This window comes from Candidatus Methylomirabilota bacterium (genome assembly GCA_036001065.1).
Classification (GTDB): Bacteria; Methylomirabilota; Methylomirabilia; order Rokubacteriales; family CSP1-6; genus MNEF01.
The window spans coordinates 1-18,220 of sequence record DASYUQ010000100.1; the positions used below are offsets into that span (position 1 = coordinate 1).

Consider the following 18,220-nt stretch of genomic DNA (forward strand, 5'->3'; position numbering starts at 1 on the left):
GTGATGATGGGGCTGGTCACGGCCGGCCGTTACCCGCCTGGAGGGTGCTCAGCGCGCGCAGGACGTCCTGGATCTGCAGCGGCTTGGCCAGGACGAGATCCACCCCGCGCGAGGGCAGATCCTCCGGCGCCACTTCCACTCCGAATCCGCTCATCATCACCACCGGCACCTCCGGCGCCTTGGCCTTCACCGCGCGTGCCACCTGCCAGCCCGTCATGCCCGGCATCGCCAGGTCCGTGAAGACCACGTCGAATCGCTCGGCGCCGAGTCGGCCCACCGCGTCCTGGCCACTCTGCACCGTCACCGCGGTGTGGCCGGCGGTGATCAGGATGTCCGCCACCACCTCTCCGACCTCTTCCTCGTCGTCCACCACCAGGCAGTGCAGCGAGGTCGCCGCCCCCGCCGGCGCCGCGAGCGGTGGGGCCGATTGCTCCACCGAACCCGAAATCACGACGGGGAACAACAGGCGGAAGACCGTGCCGTGGCCCTCTTCGCTCTCGACCGTGATCCGTCCGTGGTGGCGCTGGAGAATACCATAGGCCATCGAGAGACCGAGGCCGGTCCCCTTCGGCCCCTTGGTCGTGAAGAACGGGTCGAAGATCTTCTCCCGGAGGTCCTCGGGGATCCCGACGCCGGTATCGCTCACCGCGACCTCCACCTGCCCGTCCACCACCGCCGAGCTCAGGGTGAGGACGCCGCCGTCCGGCATCGCGTCGACCGCATTCAGGATGAGGTTGGTCATCGCCTCCCGTAGCTCGGCCGGATCGCCGGCCACCCGCGGCAGCGACGCGAGCTCAGACCGCACCTCGATGGCGACCCCGCGTCGGAGCGACTCCTCGCGCCACCGCGACTGGGTGATCTCCAGCGCGTCGCGCACGACCTCGTTGAGATCTACCGGCACCAGCGGCTCATCGCGGCGAATGCGGGCGAACTCCTGCAGCCGGCGCACGGTCTGGGCGCCATCCGTCGCCGAGCGCTCGATCACCTCGAGCCATTGCCGGAGCTTGGGGTCCTCGACGCGTCGGAGGAGCAGCTGGGTGCGGCCGAGGATGGCGGCCAGCAGGTTGTTGAAGTCGTGGGCCACGCCGGAGGCCATCTCGCCCAGAGCCCGCAGCTTCTCCGTGCGCACCAGGTGGTCCTGGGCCGCGGCCAGCTCGCCGTAAGCCCGGGTCCGCTCCTCGAACAGGCGCGCGCTCCGGAGCGCCAGCGCCGCCAGATCGGCGATGTTGGCGAGGAGATTCTCGTCCGCGGCCGTGAAGGCCCGCTCGGCGCTGCGCAGGGCGAGGACGCCCAGCACCCTCTCGCCCGCCCGCATGGGCACCCCCAGCCAGCAGGGAAACGCCTCGACCCCGGCCACCGCCGCCACGCCCCGGCGCGCGCACTCGCCGAGATAGTCCTCGGTTCGGATGGCGCGCCCGGTCGTCAGAATCGCCGACACCAGACCGGACCCCAGGCGATAGCGCTCGGGCAGCGCCGGATCGCGCCGGCCGTGCCGGAGGTCCAGGGGTACGTCGACCTCGTCGCCTCCCTCGGTCCGGAGGGCGATGAGCATGCTGCGCGCGTCCAGGATCCGCCCGACCTGGCTGTGGAGCGCGTCGATGAGCGCATCCTGGTCGAGCTGGCCCGTCACGGCGCGCGCCAGCTCGTGCAGCACCGACAGCTCCTCCACCTGCCGCCGGTTCTGCTCGAAGAGCCGGGCGTTCTCCACGGCCACGCCCGCCTGGTTGGCGATCGCCTCCATGAGCGCCAGCTCGCCCGGGGAGAAGTCGCGCTGCTCCTCGCGCCAGACCGCGACGAACCCCGCGATCAGCCGCTCCTTGGCCAGGATCGGCACGAAGAGCTGGCTCCGATGGGGCGCGATCCGCGTGAGGAAGGGCGGGATCCGCGGATCGGCGTCGGCGTTGCGCGCGAACACCGCCCGCTTGGTCCGGGCGGCCTCGGCGTAGAACGGGTGCTCGAGGATCGACAGGCGCACCTCGCGGACCGCCGGCAGCCACTCCGGCGGTACGTGGTAGCCTGCCGTCGGGGCCAGCCATTCGCCGCTCCCGTCCAGCATCCAGATGCCCACCGTATCGGCGCCGATGGCCCGGGTGATCTGGCGCATGAAGTGGCGCAGCAACGGGTCGAGGTCGAGGGTGGACGACAGCGTCCGGCTGACGGCCAGCAGGGTCTCGGTCTCCTTCAGCCGCACCTCGCGCTGCCGGGCCAGCTCGGCGTTCTCGAGGGCAAGCCCGATCTGCGCGGCGACGCCCTCCAGGAGCCGGATCTCGGCGGACTCGAACCGCCGTCCGGTGCGCCACCAGACGAGGATCAGACAGCCTCGGCTCTCGCCGCGCACGCGGGTGGGCGCCAGCATGACCGAATGCGGCGGCAGGAGCCGAACCCACCGCTGATCGAAGCGCTCGTCGTCATGGGTGTTCGGGCTCCAGATGACCCGCCCTACGCGGTACTCGTGGAGCAGGCGCGGGATGCGCTCCAGCACGATCGGATGGCTGATGAAGACCGCGCGCAGAGACCCGGGCACCCGGTAGCCGGCGAGCGGCTGGAGCGCTTCACCGCGCTCATCGAGCACGTAGGCCCCGACCATGTCGGCCCCGAACGCCTGGCCCACCTCGCGCGCCACGCGCCGCAGCGTCTCGTCGACGGGGCCCGGCTGGGAGAGCACCTGGCCGATCGCCAGCAGCGTCGTGGTCTCCCGGAGCCGCTCCTGGGCCTCCGCGTAGAGGCGGGCGTTCTCGAGGGCCAGGGCGAGCTGGCCCGCGATGGCTGTCGCGAGATTCACCTGCCACGGCTGGAACGGGCTGACGCGCTCGCAGTAATCGAGGTTCAGCACGCCGATGACCTCGTCCTGACGGATCAGCGGCACGGCCATGTACGACTTCAGGCCGTAGGCGTCGATCCACTGCCGGGGAATCAGGTCCGTAGCCGTGGTGTCGTCGATGAGGACCGGCCGGTGGGTCTCGATGGCGCGGACGTGCGCCGGCACGTCGCCGAGCGCGCAGGGCGGCAACGCCGTGAAGGCGGCCCACATCTGGGGATCCCGGTGGCCGTCGGCGAACTGCGCCATGAGCGGGACGATGCGATCGCCGTCCCAGAGCTCGATCGAGCAGCGATCCACCCGGCAGACCCGGGCGATCTTGATGGCCACGCGCTTGAGCAGTTGCTTGGAATCGAGGGTCGCGGTGAGGATCTCCGCCACCTCGAGCAGCGCCCGCGTCTCCTCGAGCCGCCGGCTCGTCTCGGCATAGAGACGGGCGTGGTCGAGCGTGACGGCGGCCTGGGCGACGAAGCTCTCCAGCAGGCTCTGGTCGTCGGGGCCGAAGCTGAACGGCGCGCGGCCATTCAGCGTCAGCACGCCGAGCAGCGAGTCCTGCAGCACGATGGGTACGGCGAAGAAGCTGGTGATGCCGTGCGCCCGCGACCAGTCCCGGGCCTGGTAGCGCTCGTCGGCGAAGACGTCGGGGATGTTCAGCGGGCAGCGGTGGGCGGCCACCCAGCCCGCCGCGCCCTCGCCGAACGCCAGCGCGGCCAGCGGGAAGTCGGCCCCCAGGCGGTCGTCGGAGAAGCCGCTGATCTTGAGCGTGCGCGTGCTCTCGTCGGCGACCCAGAAGGCGACCAGCGGCGCGCCCATCAGCTCCGAGGCCGCGCAGGCGATGGTGCGGAGGACCTCGTAGATGTCGAGGGACGACGACACGATGCGGTTGACGTTGGCGAGCGTGCGGAGCCGCGCGGCCCGCACTTCCAGCGTGGCGTAGAGGCGCGCGTTCTGAATCGCCAGGGCCGCGTGGTCGGCGAGCTGCAGCAGCACGGCCTCGTGCCGGTCGGTGAAGGGCCGGGCCACGCGGTTGTCGACGTACAGGACGCCTTCCACGCGATCCCCGATGCGGATGGGGACGGCCAGCTCGGCGATGACGCCCTCCTCCCGGGCGACCGCCAGATAGTCCTTGGTGATGCGCGGGTCGCCGGCGTAGTCGTCGGTGCGGAAGGGCCGCCCGGTCACGAGGACCTGGCCGGAGACGCCCTTGCCCGGCTCCAGCCGGAAGGCGTCGTACCGCCGATAGCGGGTGCCCACGCCGTAGCGGAAGACCATCTCGTCGGAGCCCGGCTCGCGGAGCGCGATCCGCGCCAGGTCGCTCCCGCACAGCTCCCGGGCGCCCCCGATGAGGCGCTGCAACACCGTGTCGATGTCGAGCGAGGCGTTGATCGTCCGCGCCAGCTCGGCGATCACCTCCGCCTCCCGGCGCCGCTGCTCGGTCTCGTCGTGGAGCCGGGCGTTCTCGATGGCAATGGCGGCCTGGGTGGCGAGGGATTCCAGAACGGCCAGGTCGTCGGCCGAAAACGGCGCCGCGCCGGTCCCGCGACGGGACATGTTGATGACGCCGAGCACCCGATCGCGAAGGATCAGCGGATGCGCCATCAGGCGAGTGAAGCCGACGGCGACGAATCGCTCGAGCGCGTACGGCGACGCCGCGTAGTCGTTGACGACGAGCCCCCGCCGCTCCTGAGCGCAGGCGCCCACGAGGCCGTGCCCGAACGGGACGCGACGATCGAAGAGCGCGTGCTCGCTCCAGGCGGACGGCGTCAGCCGGCGCTCCTCCTCGACCAGATAGATCACACCGTCGGCACCGAAGAGCCGGCCGGCGCGATCGACGATGAGCTGGAGCAGGCGGTCGAGGTTGAGCTCGGCCGCGAACTCCCCCTCCACCTCCGCCAGGACCTCGACCTGGGCCCGCCGCGCCGTCTCCAGCGCGAACAGGCGCGCGTTCTCGAGGGCCCGGGTCGCCTGATCGGCGAAGGCCTGGGCCAGCCTGATGTCCTGCTCCTCGAAGATCCGGCCCGCTCGATCCCCCACGCCGAGCGCGCCGATCACCCGATCGTGAACCCGCAGCGGCACCGCCAGAACCGCCCGAAAGGGCGCCTGCTCGATCTGGGCTCGGACCTCGGGCGGGAGCGACACCCCGGGATCGTTCAGCAGATCCCTCGTCACCACGGCCCGCCGCTCCCGCACGGCGAGCCCGCTCACGCCGGTCTCCTTCGGAAGGGCGATGCTCCGCGGGAAAGCCGGACCGACGTCGCCGGAGACCGCCATCGCCACCAGGGCGCCCGAGGCGGGCTCCAGGCGGTACACGACGGACGCCTGCGCCGCCAGCAACCCACGGACGTTGTCAGCGACGCGCTGGGCGACGACGTCGGGATCCAGAGTCTCGGAGAGCAGGCGCTCGACGTCGGCGAGCGCGGCCATGCGCTCGGCCTGACGGCTCGCCTCGCGGTGGAGGCGCGCGTGCTCCAGGGCGATGGCGGCCTGCCCGGCGAACGCCTCGGCCAGCTCCCGATCGCGCGCGGTGAAGGGGTGGCGCGCGCGGAAGGTGAAGACGCCGATGATCCGCTCCCCGGCGCGCAGCGGCACGCCCAGGTAGGTCGTGTAGCCCAGACGCGCGTCCGCCGCCCGATGCTCGGGCACCATCTCCGGCACCTCGGCGACGTCGGCGGCGATCGTCCGCCCTTCCCGGACGACCCGGCCGCTGAAGCTCTCCCCCACCTTGATGCGCGGGCGGAGCATCGTCTGGGCGGCGGTGCCCGCCAGGCCCGCCAGCACCAGCTCGTCGCCCTCCACGAGCCGGAAGCCCGCGTTGTCGACGTCGAGGAGCCGCGCGGCCTCTTCGGCGATGGCCCGGAGCAGCGCGTCGGCGGATTCCGCTGCGCCGATCTTCTTGTTGATCTCCAGCAGCGCCGCCAGTTGGGCCCCGTGGATCGTCTCGTCCTCGAAGCGCCGCGCGCTGTCGAGGTCATCGGCGGTGGCCGACGTCCGCCTCGCCGTCCGGCCCGTGAGGCAGGCCGCAGCCACCACCGCCGCGACGGCGACGGCCAGCGAGCCGAGCAGCCAGCCCCGCAGCCGCTCGCGCTCGGCCCGGTACGCCGCCTCGGGGACCAGGGCCCAAAGCCCGGCGATCGGACCGAGCGGCCGCAGCGCCCAGGGCTCGCCCGCGATCTCGACGGTCCCCGTGCGGGCGGCCGCCGCCCAGCCGTCGGCCGGCGCCTCCGCGCGGGTGGCGCCGAGCAGCCGGTCCCCCGCCAGCGCCACAACGGCCGGCCGCGCCGCCACGCTGCCCAGCGGGCGCTCGAGCCGCGCCAGCCGGCGGCCGACGATCGCCGCGCCGGCGGGCGCACCGCCGGCCCCGCGGATCGGGGCGGCGGCCAGGAGATACGCCCGCCCGTCGATAACGTGAAAGACGACCCTCGGCGCGGCGACCGGGGCCAGATCGGGGACGGATGCGCGGGGCAGTGCCGGCACCTGGACGAGGGTGCCGCCGCGGGCATCCAGCACGAGCAGGAGATCGGCGAGGCGCTCGACCGTGAGCGCGATCATGCGCGCCGAGGCCCCGCGCGCCAGCGTCGCCCACTGGCCTTTGACGGCGCCCTCGACGACGGCGGCATCCTGGGCGAGGATCCGGGCCTCGCGCAGGAGCGCCTCTTGCGCCTCCTCGACGACCTCCCGGGCGGCGGCGACGGCCTGGGCGACGAGCGTGGCCTGGCGCTCCTCGAGCTGCCGGAACAGGGCGGCGGCGCCGAGGCCCCAGAGCCCGGCGAGCACGATGAGGATCGCCGCCGGCCGAGCGAGAGGCGCCAGCGTGATCGCGGGCCTCAGCGGCGCTCGCCGACGCGGTGGAGCTTCAAGAGGTTGGTCGTGCCCGTCACCCACATCGGTGAGCCGGAGATGATGACGATCACGTCGTTGGTCCGCACCGAGCCGTCGCCCAGCAGCGTGGCCTCCACCTCCTCGATCATCTCGTCCGTCGTCTCCACCTTGCGGATCAAGCGCGACGAGACGCCCCAGGAGAGCGCGAGTCGTCGCTGGACCTCCACGAAGGGCGTGAGCGCGATGATCGGGACGTCCGGGCGCTCCTGGGAGATCAGGCGCGCCGAGAACCCCGACTGCGTGAAGGCGACGATGGCGCGGGCGCCGAGGACGTGGGCCGCCGTGGCCGCCGCGTCCGAGATCGCCTCGGGGAAGCCGACGCCCTCCCGGTGACGGCGGGGCCGCTCGCCCCGGAGCACCGCTTGTTCGGCGCGCTCGGCGATCCGCGCCATCACCTGCACGGCCTCGACCGGGTAGCGGCCGGTGGCCGTTTCGGCCGATAACATGATCGCGTCGGCGCCGTCGAATATCGCTGTCGACACATCAGAGACTTCCGCGCGAGTTGGCCGGAGATGCGTGACCATGGACTCGAGCATCTGCGTGGCCACGATCACCGGGACCTTCGCCGCCCGCGCCTGCCGGATGACCTCTTTCTGGATGTGGGGCACCTCTTCCAGCGGCACGTCGAGGCCGAGGTCGCCCCGGGCCACCATGACCGCGTCCACCATGGTGAGGATGCCGGAGAGTTTGGCGATCACCTCCTGGCGCTCGAGCTTGGCGACGATCGGCAGATTGGCCCCCTGCTCGTGCAGGAACTTCCGGACCTCGCCGATGTCCGCGGCCGAGCGCACGAAGGAGATGGCGACGAAGTCGATGCCCTGCCGGATGCCGAAGCGCAGATCCTCCTTGTCCTTCTCGGTGAGACACGACACGGGCAGCGGCACGTGGGGTAGCGAGATCCCCTTGTGATCGCTGACGCGCCCGCCCGCGGTGACGCGACAGCGCACCCCGTCCGCCGTCGTCTCCTCGACCTGGAGCTGGATCAGGCCGTCGTCCATCCAGATCTGGTCGCCCGGGCGCACCTCCTTCAGGTACTCCGGATGCGAGACCGACGCGCGCTCGGCGGTGCCGACGACCGGGTGGGCCGTCAGCGTGAAGACCTCGCCCCCCTCCAGGTCGACGCGCCCGCCGCCCCCGACACCGAAGGTTCCCAGCCGGACCTTCGGGCCTTGCAGGTCCTGGAGGATGGCGACCGGGCGGCTCCAGCGCTCCGCGCCCTGGCGAATCCTCCGGACGACCTCGGCGTGCTCGGCGTGGGTGCCGTGGGAGAAGTTGAGCCGGGCCACGTCCATACCGGCGGCAGCGAGCTGCTCCAGCCGCTCGGCGCTGCTGCTGGCGGGCCCGATGGTGCAGATGATCTTTGTGCAACGCATGTCGCTTCATCGGAGGGGGCGGACGTTACGGCCCCCTCCGAAGCCTCCCCCTAGGGTTGCGCCGGCAGAGCCGGCGCTCGAAGCATGTTCTTCAGGAACTGGCCGGTGTAGGACCGGTCGGCCTGGCGGGCGATCGCCTCGGGCGTGCCCGCGGCGACGAGGCGGCCGCCCTCGTCGCCCCCCTCCGGGCCCAGGTCGATGATCCAGTCCGCGGTCTTGATGACGTCCAGGTTGTGCTCGATGATCACGACGGTATTGCCCTGGTCGACGAGCCGGTTGAGCACGTCGAGCAGCTTCTGGATGTCGGCGAAGTGCAGGCCGGTCGTCGGCTCGTCGAGGATGTAGAGCGTGCGCCCGGTGGCGCGGCGGCTCAGCTCCGTGGCCAGCTTCACCCGCTGGGCCTCCCCGCCCGAGAGCGTCGTGGCCGATTGGCCCAGCCGGATGTAGTCCAGCCCCACTTCGTTCAGGGTCTCCAGCTTGGACTTGATCACCGGCACGGCATCGAAGAACTCCAGCGCCTCGCGGACGGTCATGTCCAGCACGTCGGCGATGGACTTGCCCTTGTAGTGGATCTCCAGCGTCTCGCGGTTGTAGCGCCGGCCCTTGCAGACGTCGCACGTCACGTAGACGTCGGGCAGGAAATGCATCTCGATCTTGACGAGCCCGTCGCCCTGGCACGCCTCGCACCGGCCGCCCTTGACGTTGAACGAGAACCGGCCGGGCGGATAGCCGCGCATGCGCGCGTCGGGCGTACGCGCGAAGAGCGTCCGGATGAAGGTGAAGACGCCCGTGTAGGTCGCAGGGTTCGAGCGGGGCGTGCGCCCGATGGGCGACTGGTCGATGTCCACCACCTTGTCGAGGTGCTGGGCGCCCTCGATCCGGTCGTGGGCGCCCGGCCGCTCGTGCGCCCGATGGAGCATCTGGGCGAGCGCCCGGAAGAGGATGTCGTTCACGAGGGTCGACTTGCCCGAGCCCGACACGCCGGTGATGCACGTGAACGTGCCCAGGGAAATCTTCACCGGTTCGCCCTTGAGGTTGTGCTCCCGCGGGTTGTGGATCGTGAGGAACGCGCCGCTGCCCTTCCGGCGCTGCGCGGGCACGGGAATGGTGAGCGCCCGGCTCAGGTAGCGGCCGGTCAGCGAAGCCGCGTTGGCCATGATCTCGTCGGGCGTGCCCACCGCGACCAGGTGGCCGCCCAGCTCGCCCGCCCCTGGCCCCAGGTCGATGATGTAGTCGGCGGACCGGATCGTCTCCTCGTCGTGCTCGACGACCAGGACCGTGTTGCCCAGGTCGCGCAGGCGCTTGAGGGTGTCCAGCAGTCGCCGGTTGTCGCGCTGGTGCAGGCCGATGGACGGCTCGTCGAGGATGTAGAGGACGCCCACCAGGCTGGAGCCGATCTGGGTGGCCAGACGAATGCGCTGGCCCTCGCCGCCCGAGAGCGTCCCCGCGGGGCGGTCGAGCGTCAGATAGTCGAGCCCGACGTCCCGGAGGAAGCCCAGCCGCTCGCGGATCTCCTTGAGCACCCGGCGGGCGATGACGACCTCCCGCTCGGTCAGCCTGAGCGCCTCGAAGAACGCCGCGGCCTCCTTGATCGTGAAGCTCACGACGTCGGCGATGGACCGGCCGGCGATCCTGATGCCCAGCGACTCGCGCCGGAGCCGGGAGCCGCCGCAGTCGGGGCAGCGCCGCTCGGCCATGAACTGCTCGATCTGGCGCCGCGCGTCCTCGGACTCGGTCTCGCGGTACCGCCCCTCGAGCACCCGGACGACGCCCTCGAAGCCGTCCGGCTCGCCGTGCAGCACGAGATCGCGCACCGACTTCTTGAGCGTCTTCCAGGGGGCGTCCAGGGAGAACCGGTACCGCCGGGCCAGCACCTGGAGCGTCTGCCTGAAGTACGGCGACTCGCGCCCGGCCCAGGGGGCCAGCGCCCCGTCCTTCAGCGAGCGCTCGGGGTTGGGCACGAGCCGCTCGGGGTCGATCTCCCAGCGCGTCCCGATACCTGCGCACGCCTCGCACGCGCCGTACGGGCTGTTGAACGAGAACATGCGGGGCGAGACCTCCGGCAGGGAGATGCCGCACTCCGCGCAGGCCAGGCGCTCCGAGAAGACCATCCGCTCGCCGCCCTCGAGCGCCTCGACCTGGACGACGCCGTCGGCGAGCCGGAGGGCCGTCTCCAGCGAGTCGGCCAGCCGTGAGCCCACCGTCTCGCGCACGATCAGGCGATCGACGATGACCTCGATCGTGTGCTTGCGGTTCTTGTCGAGCTCGATCTCCTCGGCGAGCTCGCGCACGACGCCGTTGACGCGCACGCGCGAGTAGCCCTGGCGCCTCAGATCGAAGAAGAGCTTCTTGTACTCGCCCTTCCGGCCGCGGACCACCGGGGCCAGGATGAGGAGCCGCGTTCCCGCCGGCTGGGCCAGGACCCGGTCGACCATCTGCTGGACGGTCTGGGCCGAGATCACGCGCCCGCAATTCGGGCAGTGGGGCACGCCGATGCGGGCGAAGAGGACGCGCAGGTAGTCGTAGATCTCGGTGACGGTGCCGACGGTGGACCGCGGATTGCGCGACGTCGTCCTCTGCTCGATGGAGATCGCCGGCGAGAGGCCCTCGATGGAGTCGACCTCGGGCTTCTCCATCTGTTCGAGGAACTGGCGGGCGTACGCGGAAAGCGATTCCACGTAACGCCGCTGGCCCTCGGCGTAGATCGTGTCGAACGCCAGCGACGACTTGCCGGAGCCGCTGAGCCCCGTGATGACGACGAGCTGATCGCGCGGGATCTCGAGATCGATGCTCTTGAGGTTGTGCTCCCGCGCCCCGCGGATGACGATGCGGTCGCTCGCCATAACCCGTTCATTGTGACAGGCGACGTTGAAAATGGCAACGCGCGTGCGGAGTTACGCAGCGTCACAACCACGCCGCCCGCCCCCGCTCCACCCTCCCTGCCGTTGTCGCTCTGGCATCTGGAGTGTCCGAAAACAGGACGCTCTGACCACACAAGCCGAAGACTCCCGTCGCCATTCGCCGACGACCGCGTGACGGCCAAGGTCCGGAATGAGCGCGCTTCTTGACGACCGGACCGCCAGGAAGAGCGGCAGGCACGGTCCTTGCGTCCGTGCACGCCGGTACAGGCCTTCTCGACAAGAGCAAACCCGTCGCGAGGCGGGGACGCAAAGCCACGGGTCAGGCCAGGCACCTGACGGCCGGGTTACCGAAGGAAGGGCTAGAGATGATCTCACGACCCGCAACACGGGCCCGTCCGCGGCGCGTCGTCGCTCCTCGCGTGCTCCACCAGCACCAATCACAAAGGGGCCGACTGTATGACTAGAGCGCTGAGCGTGTTGCGTATGGCGGTGGCCGCCTTCAAGGGTCACGTCACGTCACCGGGGGCGGTCGTGAAGTCGGCGACGGCGGGGGTCACGACCATCCTCAAGAGCGCGAGATCCCGCCCGCACGGGCAGGGGGCGCTGACGCGCCAGGATCTCCAGCGCGTCCACGGCGAGATCCGCCGGATCGCGAACGAGGTCTTCGATACCGAGCAGATGGCGCGGGGGCTGCTGTCGCGCCACTGGGCGACCCGAACGCCCGCGCAGCAGGCGGAGTTCGTGCGGCTCTTCACAGGCTTCCTGGAACGCTCGTGCGCGTCTCACATCACGGAGAGCTGGCGCGTGACGATCCTCCAGGTGGGCGAAGTCCTCGACGGAAACTTTGCCATGGTCACCTGGAGAATCTTCACGCTCCGGACACTTGCCCTCCTCGTCTATCGACTGCACCTCAAAAACGGGCGGTGGAAGATTTACGACGTCCTCCTGAACGGCGAGAGCTTCGTCGCCGCCTGCCGGAGCCAGTTCGATCGCGCGCTGACCTTCCCGTCCGACGCGGCCTCCATTCAGGCCGCCCTGGCCGAAGCGCTACGCCGATGGAATCGCGCTGCGGGTGTCGAGCTCAGCTCGACTTCGCCCTGAGCACGCGCCGCTTGTCCGGCTCCCACCGCACCCCGAGCGCGGCCACCGCCCAGGCCACCGGGGCGGCGACCAGCGCCGGGTACGCGCCTACGACGGAGGCCCCGGCCGCCAGCCCCGGACCGGCCAGGGCCAGCGCGGCGAAGACGGCGGCGCCGACGAGAGCGCCGGCCGCGCGCGCCGCCGAGCCCGCCCCCGCGAGCGCCGGCGCGATCGCCACGGCGGCGAGGCCCAAGGCAAGGGTCAGCGCGCGCCAGGTATCGACGGGCCAGGCGGCGAGCGCGGTCGCCCCGGCGAGCAGTCCCAGCCAGACCACGTCGACACGGGCACCCCGGCCCGTGCCTCGCTCGACCGTGACGGCCGTCAGCACGCGGTCATGGAGCGCCGACGTCGTGGCCACGAAGAGCGCCATGAGAGCGATGAGCACGGTGAGGACGAGCGCGCGATCCCACGGTGGCCCCGGAAGCGCCCACGGCAACCGGGCCAGCGACGCCACCGCGGGCGCTCCCAGCGCCAGCTCCGGCCCCGCGAACCCGCCGTAGACGCCCCAGCAGACGGCGCCCACGACGACGAGCGGCACCGCGAGCGCCCCGAGCGGCGCCAGGCCGGCCGCGACATGCGGACCGTCCCCGTCGCGCCGGGGCGGGAGAAGCACGAGGGCGCCGCCAGCGAGCGTGACCAGCGCGGCCAGAAACGTGGCCAGCGCGGTACCCAGACTTCGCTCGCGCGGATCCGCCCATATCACGCCCGACAGCGGCGCCTCGGGCACGCGCTTGCCGGGCTCGAACCGTACGCGCACGCCGGCCGCGAGGTCCAGCCGATCGCCCGGGCGCAAGGCGAGCCCCTCGCCCCGGGCCAGGCGCCATTCCCGAACGACGACGCGATCACCGTCCCGCTCGACCACCCGGAAGACGGCCTCGCCCAGCGCCGTGATCCGGTGGGGCTCGCTGAAGACGAGCGACGTCGGCACCAGCAGCACCGCTCCCTCGGTCACCCACGCGCTCCGCTCGCGGAAGACGAGCGCGGACCGGGAAGCCAGCGCGCTCCACGCCTCCCACGGCGACCGACCCGACATGGCAGCGATGGCGAGAAGCGGGAGCACCAGCCCGGCCACTCCCACCGTGAGCGCGACCCGGCGCACCCTCGCGCCGGCGGACGCGCGAGTCAGGCCCAGCCCCAGCGCCGCTGCGACGGCGAGGCCCAGCCAGCGGGCTCCGCCGAGAACGCGGGCCAGGTCGGCGACGACGGCGAGGCTCGCCCACAGCACGAGGCCGACGCTCGCTGTCCCCAGCATCGTCAGCGCCGCGCCGGACCGCCCCGCGGGCGACGGCAGTGCCCACAGCCGCGCCAGGAGAGGGGCGAGACAGGCGACGAGTGCCAGCAGCGGCGCCCCCGGCTCACCGGCCACGACGTGAGCGGCCAGCGAGGCGACGAGCGCCGGGCTCAGCCAGGCCGCGGCCGAGGCGGGCCGGCGTGCCCGCGCCAGCACGAGGCCCGTCACCAGCGCACCGAGCGCCGGGGCCACCAGGACGGCATACCACCAGAGCAGCGCGACGCCGGCCAGGCGAACGCTGCCGAGACGGGGAAGCGAGGCGAGAAGGGCGCCGCCGGCCAGGAGCACCAACAGCACGACGACTCCGGCGCGGCGTGCATCGGTCATTGGCGACGCGGGCGATTATAGCAGTATGCTGGGGCCGTACGGGCCGCCGCCAGGCGATGACGGGGCGGGACATCGTTGTCGAGGAGTGCGCATGGCAGACAGGATCGAACGCGTACTGGTCGTGACCGCGCACCCCGACGACGCCGAGTTCGGCGCCGGAGGCACCGTCGCCAAGATGGTGAAGCAGGGGCGAGAAGTGACTTATGTCGTCGTCACCAACGGCAACAAGGGGTCCAGCGACCGCTCGATGACGCCCGAGCGCCTGGCCCGCATCCGGGAGGCGGAACAGCGGAACGCCGCCCGCGTCCTCGGCGTCGAGCGGGTGGAGTTCCTGGGCTACGACGACGGCGAGCTGGAGGACACCCGCGACCTCCGGCGCGACGTCACGCGCCAGATCCGGAGGTGGCGAGCCGACCTCGTGATCACCCAGCATCCCCGCCGCACGTACAACCTCTACGCCTCCCACCGCGACCACCGGATCACCGCGGGTGTCGTGCTCGATTGCATCTATCCCCTGGCCCGCGACCACATGTCGTTCCCGGAACTGCTGGCCGAGTACGAGCCGCACAAGGTGCGCGAGGTCTATCTCATGCAGTGGGAGAGCCCGCACCTCGTCGTCGACATCTCCGACACGATGGACCTGAAGCTCAAGGCGCTCGCCTGCCATCAGAGTCAGGTCGCGGATTTCCCGGGCGTCGAGGCGCGGGTGCGGGAGCGCAGCGCCGCGCTCGGCAAGGCCCACGGCTATGTCTACGCGGAGGCCTTCGACCGGATCGTGATTCCGCGCTGATGCCCGGATGCCGGAGCCGGCCCCTCTTGGACGGCGGTATCCCGCGCCGGCGGCGGTAGAATAGCTCTCGTGTCCCGCCTGCGCCCGCTGACCCTCGGCGCCCTTGTCCTGGTATTCGCGTTGGTCGCGGCGCGGGCCAGCGCGGCCACGGTGCCGCCGGAGGCGACCTGGCTCTCAGACCAGGTTCGAGCGCTGACGGCGCCGGAGATGGAGATGCGCGACCGTGAAGGGCCCCGGCATGGCTGAGCGCGACCCCGAAACCGCCCAGACGCTCACCGAGGTCCTGCGCCGACGGGCGGCGCTGAGCGGCCAGCAGCCGTACTTCCACCTGTACGGCGAGGCGGTGACGTACGGCCGGCTGTGGGAGCTGAGCGCGCGGTACGCGGCCGCGCTCGCGCGCGCGGGTGTCCGCGCCGGCGACAAGGTGTGCCTCATCTACCCGACGTGCGCCGAGTTCTTCTACACCTTCTTCGGCGCGCTCCGGCTGGGAGCGGTGCCGGTGCCGCTCTACCCCACGCTCGGCGTCGAGGCCACGGCCAACATCTTCCGCGACTCGGAGGCGGTCGCGGTGGTGACGATCGGCTGGTTCCGGAGGAACGTGGACGCCAGCGCGGCGCTCGCCCCCAACGTCCGCGTCGTGCTCGAGCCGGTAGACCTGGAGGCCGAGCCGCCGGCGACCCGCCTCCCCGAGCCGAGCCCGGACGATCTGGCCTTCATCCAGTACACCTCGGGCAGCACCGGACAGCCGCGGGGCGTCATGCTCACCCACCGGAACGTCGTGAGCACCTGCCACTTCATGGCGGAGGCGTCGGGGCTCACCGCCCGGGACCGCGTCGTCTCGTGGCTGCCGCTCTACCACGACATGGGGCTCATCGGCTGCTCGTTCACGCCGCCGCTCACGGGCACGCCGCTCTGGCTCCTGCCCCCCGACCTCCGCAATCCGCGCCAGTGGCTCGAACTGGTGACCGAGGTCCAGGCCACGTTCACGGTCTCGCCGGATTTCGGCTACCGCAACTGCGTGAGGAACGTCCGGGAGACCTCGGGGATCGACCTCTCCACCCTCCGCGCCGCGCTCTGCGGCGCCGAACCGGTGCGCGCCTCGACCCTCCACGCCTTCGAACGGCACTTCGGGATCAAGAACGTCATCGCGCCGTGCTATGGGCTGGCCGAGGCGACGCTCGCGGTCGCCATCTGGCCGTTCGGGACGCCGATCCGCCTGGATCCCAGCGGCCGCTTCGTCTCCGTGGGGCGCCCCTGCCGCGGCGTTTCGGTGCGCATCCTGCCGCCGAGCGAGGACGGGACCACGGGGCCCCCGCTGGGGCCCGGCGTCGAGGGCGAGATCTGCGTGAAGAGCCCCGGCATCATGCGCGGTTACTACAACAGCCCCGAGGCGACGGCCAGGGTGCTGTCGCCGGACGGCTGGCTGAGGACGGGCGATCTGGGCTTCGTGGACGGCGAGGGGTACCTGTACATCAGCGGCCGGCTGAAGGACCTCATCTGCCTGGGCGGCGAAAACGTCGCGCCGACCGATATCGAGGACATCGTGGATCACGTTCCCGGCGTGCGCTACTCGGCCGCCGTCGGCCTCGAGAGCGAGCGCACGGGCACGCAGCGCCTCTACGTCGTCGCCGAGGTGCGAGGCGACGGCCCCGAGCCCGCGCCGCCCCCCCGCCTGGTCAGCGAGATCGTCCGGCGCGTGCACGAGGGCCGCGGCCACCGTCCTGCGCGCGTGCTGCTGGTCCGGCCCGGGACGATTCCGAAGACCTCGAGCGGCAAGATCCAGCGCTCGCGCCTGGCGCAGATGATCCAGGCGGGTGAGCTGAGGGACAGGCTGGTCCAGCCCGCCGGCACCCCTTAGGCGGGGGCGGATCTAGATCTTCGCGCCCGCCTTGTTCCAGTCGTCGATGAACTTCTTGAGCCCGAGGTCCGTCAGCGGGTGCTTGATGAGCTGCTCGAGCACCGCGAACGGCATGGTGGCGACGTGGGCGCCGGCCTTGGCGGCGTCGATGACGTGGAGCGGATTGCGGATGGAAGCCGCCAGCACCTGCGTCGTGAAGCCGTAGTTGCGGTAAATCTGGCAGATGTCGCGGATCAGGTCCATGCCGACGTGTGAGATGTCATCGAGACGTCCGAGGAACGGGCTGATGTAGTAGGCTCCGGCCTTGGCCGAGAGCAGCGCCTGGTTCGGCGAGAAGCAGAGCGTCTGATTGACGCGGACCCCCTTGCCGGACAGGTGCTTCACGGCCTTGAGCCCGTCCTTGGTGAGCGGGCACTTCACGACGACGTTGGGCGCGATCTTCACCAGCTCCTCGCCCTCTTTGACCATGCCCTCGAAGTCCGTCGCCACCACTTCGAGGCTCACGTCGCCGGGGACGATCCCGCAGATCTCCTCGACGAGCGGCCGGAACGGGCGCTTTTCCTTCGCGATCAGTGACGGGTTGGTGGTCACCCCGTCCACCACGCCGAGGGCGACCCCTTCCTTGATCTCGTTGACGTTCGCCGTATCGAGAAAGATCTTCATGACGTGCCTCTCCTCCTCCGCCTCGGGACCGTTCGATGCGCACGCGCGGCCCCGCCCGGACCTTCCGGAACGCGGTGGCGTCCCCGACGACCTGGCCCACCGGGTTCACGGGGCTCGCCGATCGCGCTGGCCGTGCGCGAGTCGTTGAGCCGCGCTTCCACCGACACCGCGCCCGCATCGATGCGAATCGCGCGCGGCGCCCGGTCGTTCATCTCATCACCCAGCCTAGTCTCCGCTCGGAAGCGAAGTCAAGGTCGCGGGGTCACTCCCGGGCGCGATACTCTCCCAGCGCCTCCTCCAGCGCCGCGAGGTCGGGCACGGTGGACCAGCCCTCCCCCTCCACCGACAGCGCGGCCGCGCAGGCGGCGGCCGCGGCGGCTTGCCAGGCATCGCCGTCGAGCCGGTAGGACGCCAGGAACGCGGCGGCGAAGACGTCGCCGGCGCCCGTCGAGTCCACTTCGCGGCTCGGGCGGGCGCGCACCTCGAAGCGCTCCCCGCTGACGTACAGCAGCGCGCCGGCGCGGCCGGCCGTCACCGCGGCCAGCGGCAGCCGCTGCAGCCATTCGGTCAGCGAAGACTCCTGACCCCGCACGTCCTCCGCGCTGACGAACAGCGCCAGGAGCCGGTTCAGCAGCTCCCGCGGAGGCGTCCAGGGCTGGGGCGTGACCTCGCCCGCCGGGCCCGCGGCCCGCAGCCAGCCCTGAGCCTCCACCGCCAGCGTCGCCTCGGTGAACGTCCGGGCGAAGGCTGGATCGACTTCGCCGAAGACCGGCGCCAACAGCACCAGTTCGGCATCGAGCCAGTCGGGAGGAACGTCGGCCGGGCTGATGGGGGGCGCCGAGGTCACCAGGCGCAGCCGGCGTCGGCCGGCCTCCCGGCGGTGCTCGAAGACGGTCGTGTGGGGCGCCGGGACGCTGATCACCTCAATCTGGGGCGGGATCGCGTCGAGCGGGAAATCCTCGCCGTGGCTCGTGAGAATACCTGCGGAGAGGCCGAGCCGGTCGGCGGTGACAGCAGCGAACAGCGCGGCGCCACCCGGCCGGGTGACGTCGCCGAAGCGATCGAGCGTCAGGTGCCCGACGGCGACGAAGTCGGGAGCCATCATGCCCGGAGGGGGGCTTCGCCCCCCTTCCGGATTCCTGCTCGGAAGGGGCCTCGCGGCCCCTTCCGAACCTTCCCGAAGGTTGCGCGGGCAAAGCCCGCGCTCGAATCGGCGATCG

General features: G+C 71.6%; 10 protein-coding genes and 1 riboswitch. Of the genes, 4 read left to right on the forward strand and 6 right to left on the reverse strand.

The window, feature by feature from the left end:
• Positions 1-16: 16 nt before the first annotated feature.
• The 3 genes from VGV13_09265 to uvrA are packed head-to-tail and all read right to left on the reverse strand — an operon-like array spanning position 17 to position 10,913.
• Positions 17-6,592 carry a GAF domain-containing protein gene (locus VGV13_09265; GenBank protein HEV8641272.1) on the reverse strand — a complete coding sequence of 2,192 codons (6,576 nt, stop codon included), beginning with the start codon at positions 6,590-6,592 and terminating at the stop codon, positions 17-19.
• 50 nt (positions 6,593-6,642) lie between these two features.
• A complete protein-coding gene (pyk, locus tag VGV13_09270; protein HEV8641273.1) occupies positions 6,643-8,070 on the reverse strand; it encodes a pyruvate kinase in 1,428 nt (475 codons plus the stop codon).
• Positions 8,071-8,120: 50 nt separating this feature from the next.
• Complete coding sequence (gene uvrA / locus VGV13_09275) at positions 8,121-10,913, reverse strand: excinuclease ABC subunit UvrA (GenBank protein HEV8641274.1); 2,793 nt, start codon at positions 10,911-10,913, stop codon at positions 8,121-8,123.
• Positions 10,914-11,202: 289 nt separating this feature from the next.
• Positions 11,203-11,283: riboswitch (cyclic di-GMP riboswitch) on the forward strand.
• 104 nt (positions 11,284-11,387) lie between these two features.
• Here uvrA and VGV13_09280 point away from each other — a divergent pair.
• The gene (locus tag VGV13_09280; protein HEV8641275.1) at positions 11,388-12,032 is read left to right on the forward strand and encodes an ABC transporter substrate-binding protein; all 645 of its coding nucleotides are present in this window, start codon (positions 11,388-11,390) and stop codon (positions 12,030-12,032) included.
• Here VGV13_09280 and VGV13_09285 read toward each other — a convergent pair.
• A complete protein-coding gene (locus tag VGV13_09285) occupies positions 12,013-13,689 on the reverse strand; it encodes a hypothetical protein (GenBank protein HEV8641276.1) in 1,677 nt (558 codons plus the stop codon). The genes VGV13_09280 and VGV13_09285 overlap by 20 nt on opposite strands.
• Positions 13,690-13,780: 91 nt before the next feature.
• Between VGV13_09285 and VGV13_09290 the strand changes: the two genes are divergently transcribed.
• The 3 genes from VGV13_09290 (at position 13,781) to VGV13_09300 (ending at position 16,337) form a co-directional block, all read left to right on the forward strand.
• Positions 13,781-14,479, forward strand: a complete 699-nt coding sequence (locus VGV13_09290) for a PIG-L deacetylase family protein (protein HEV8641277.1) — start codon at positions 13,781-13,783, stop codon at positions 14,477-14,479.
• A gap of 69 nt (positions 14,480-14,548) precedes the next feature.
• Positions 14,549-14,725 (forward strand): hypothetical protein, encoded by a 177-nt coding sequence (locus VGV13_09295; GenBank protein HEV8641278.1) that lies wholly within the window; start codon positions 14,549-14,551, stop codon positions 14,723-14,725.
• A complete protein-coding gene (locus VGV13_09300) occupies positions 14,718-16,337 on the forward strand; it encodes an AMP-binding protein (GenBank protein HEV8641279.1) in 1,620 nt (539 codons plus the stop codon). The genes VGV13_09295 and VGV13_09300 overlap by 8 nt, the downstream gene beginning before the upstream one ends.
• A 12-nt stretch (positions 16,338-16,349) precedes the next feature.
• Here the strand turns inward: VGV13_09300 and fsa are convergent, their stop codons facing one another.
• A complete protein-coding gene (gene fsa, locus VGV13_09305) occupies positions 16,350-17,000 on the reverse strand; it encodes a fructose-6-phosphate aldolase (GenBank protein HEV8641280.1) in 651 nt (216 codons plus the stop codon).
• 262 nt (positions 17,001-17,262) lie between these two features.
• Complete coding sequence (locus VGV13_09310) at positions 17,263-18,105, reverse strand: PfkB family carbohydrate kinase (protein HEV8641281.1); 843 nt, start codon at positions 18,103-18,105, stop codon at positions 17,263-17,265.
• Positions 18,106-18,220: the final 115 nt, after the last annotated feature.

Bases quoted from the DNA above. Each gene is read 5' to 3' on its own strand.
- pyk (HEV8641273.1), bottom strand. From the start codon at position 8,070: ATGCGTTGCACAAAGATCATCTGCACCATCGGGCCCGCCAGCAGCAGC.
- uvrA (HEV8641274.1), bottom strand. From the start codon at position 10,913: ATGGCGAGCGACCGCATCGTCATCCGCGGGGCGCGGGAGCACAACCTC.
- VGV13_09280 (HEV8641275.1), top strand. From the start codon at position 11,388: ATGACTAGAGCGCTGAGCGTGTTGCGTATGGCGGTGGCCGCCTTCAAG.
- VGV13_09285 (HEV8641276.1), bottom strand. From the start codon at position 13,689: ATGACCGATGCACGCCGCGCCGGAGTCGTCGTGCTGTTGGTGCTCCTG.
- VGV13_09290 (HEV8641277.1), top strand. From the start codon at position 13,781: ATGGCAGACAGGATCGAACGCGTACTGGTCGTGACCGCGCACCCCGAC.
- VGV13_09300 (HEV8641279.1), top strand. From the start codon at position 14,718: ATGGCTGAGCGCGACCCCGAAACCGCCCAGACGCTCACCGAGGTCCTG.
- fsa (HEV8641280.1), bottom strand. From the start codon at position 17,000: ATGAAGATCTTTCTCGATACGGCGAACGTCAACGAGATCAAGGAAGGG.
- VGV13_09310 (HEV8641281.1), bottom strand. From the start codon at position 18,105: ATGATGGCTCCCGACTTCGTCGCCGTCGGGCACCTGACGCTCGATCGC.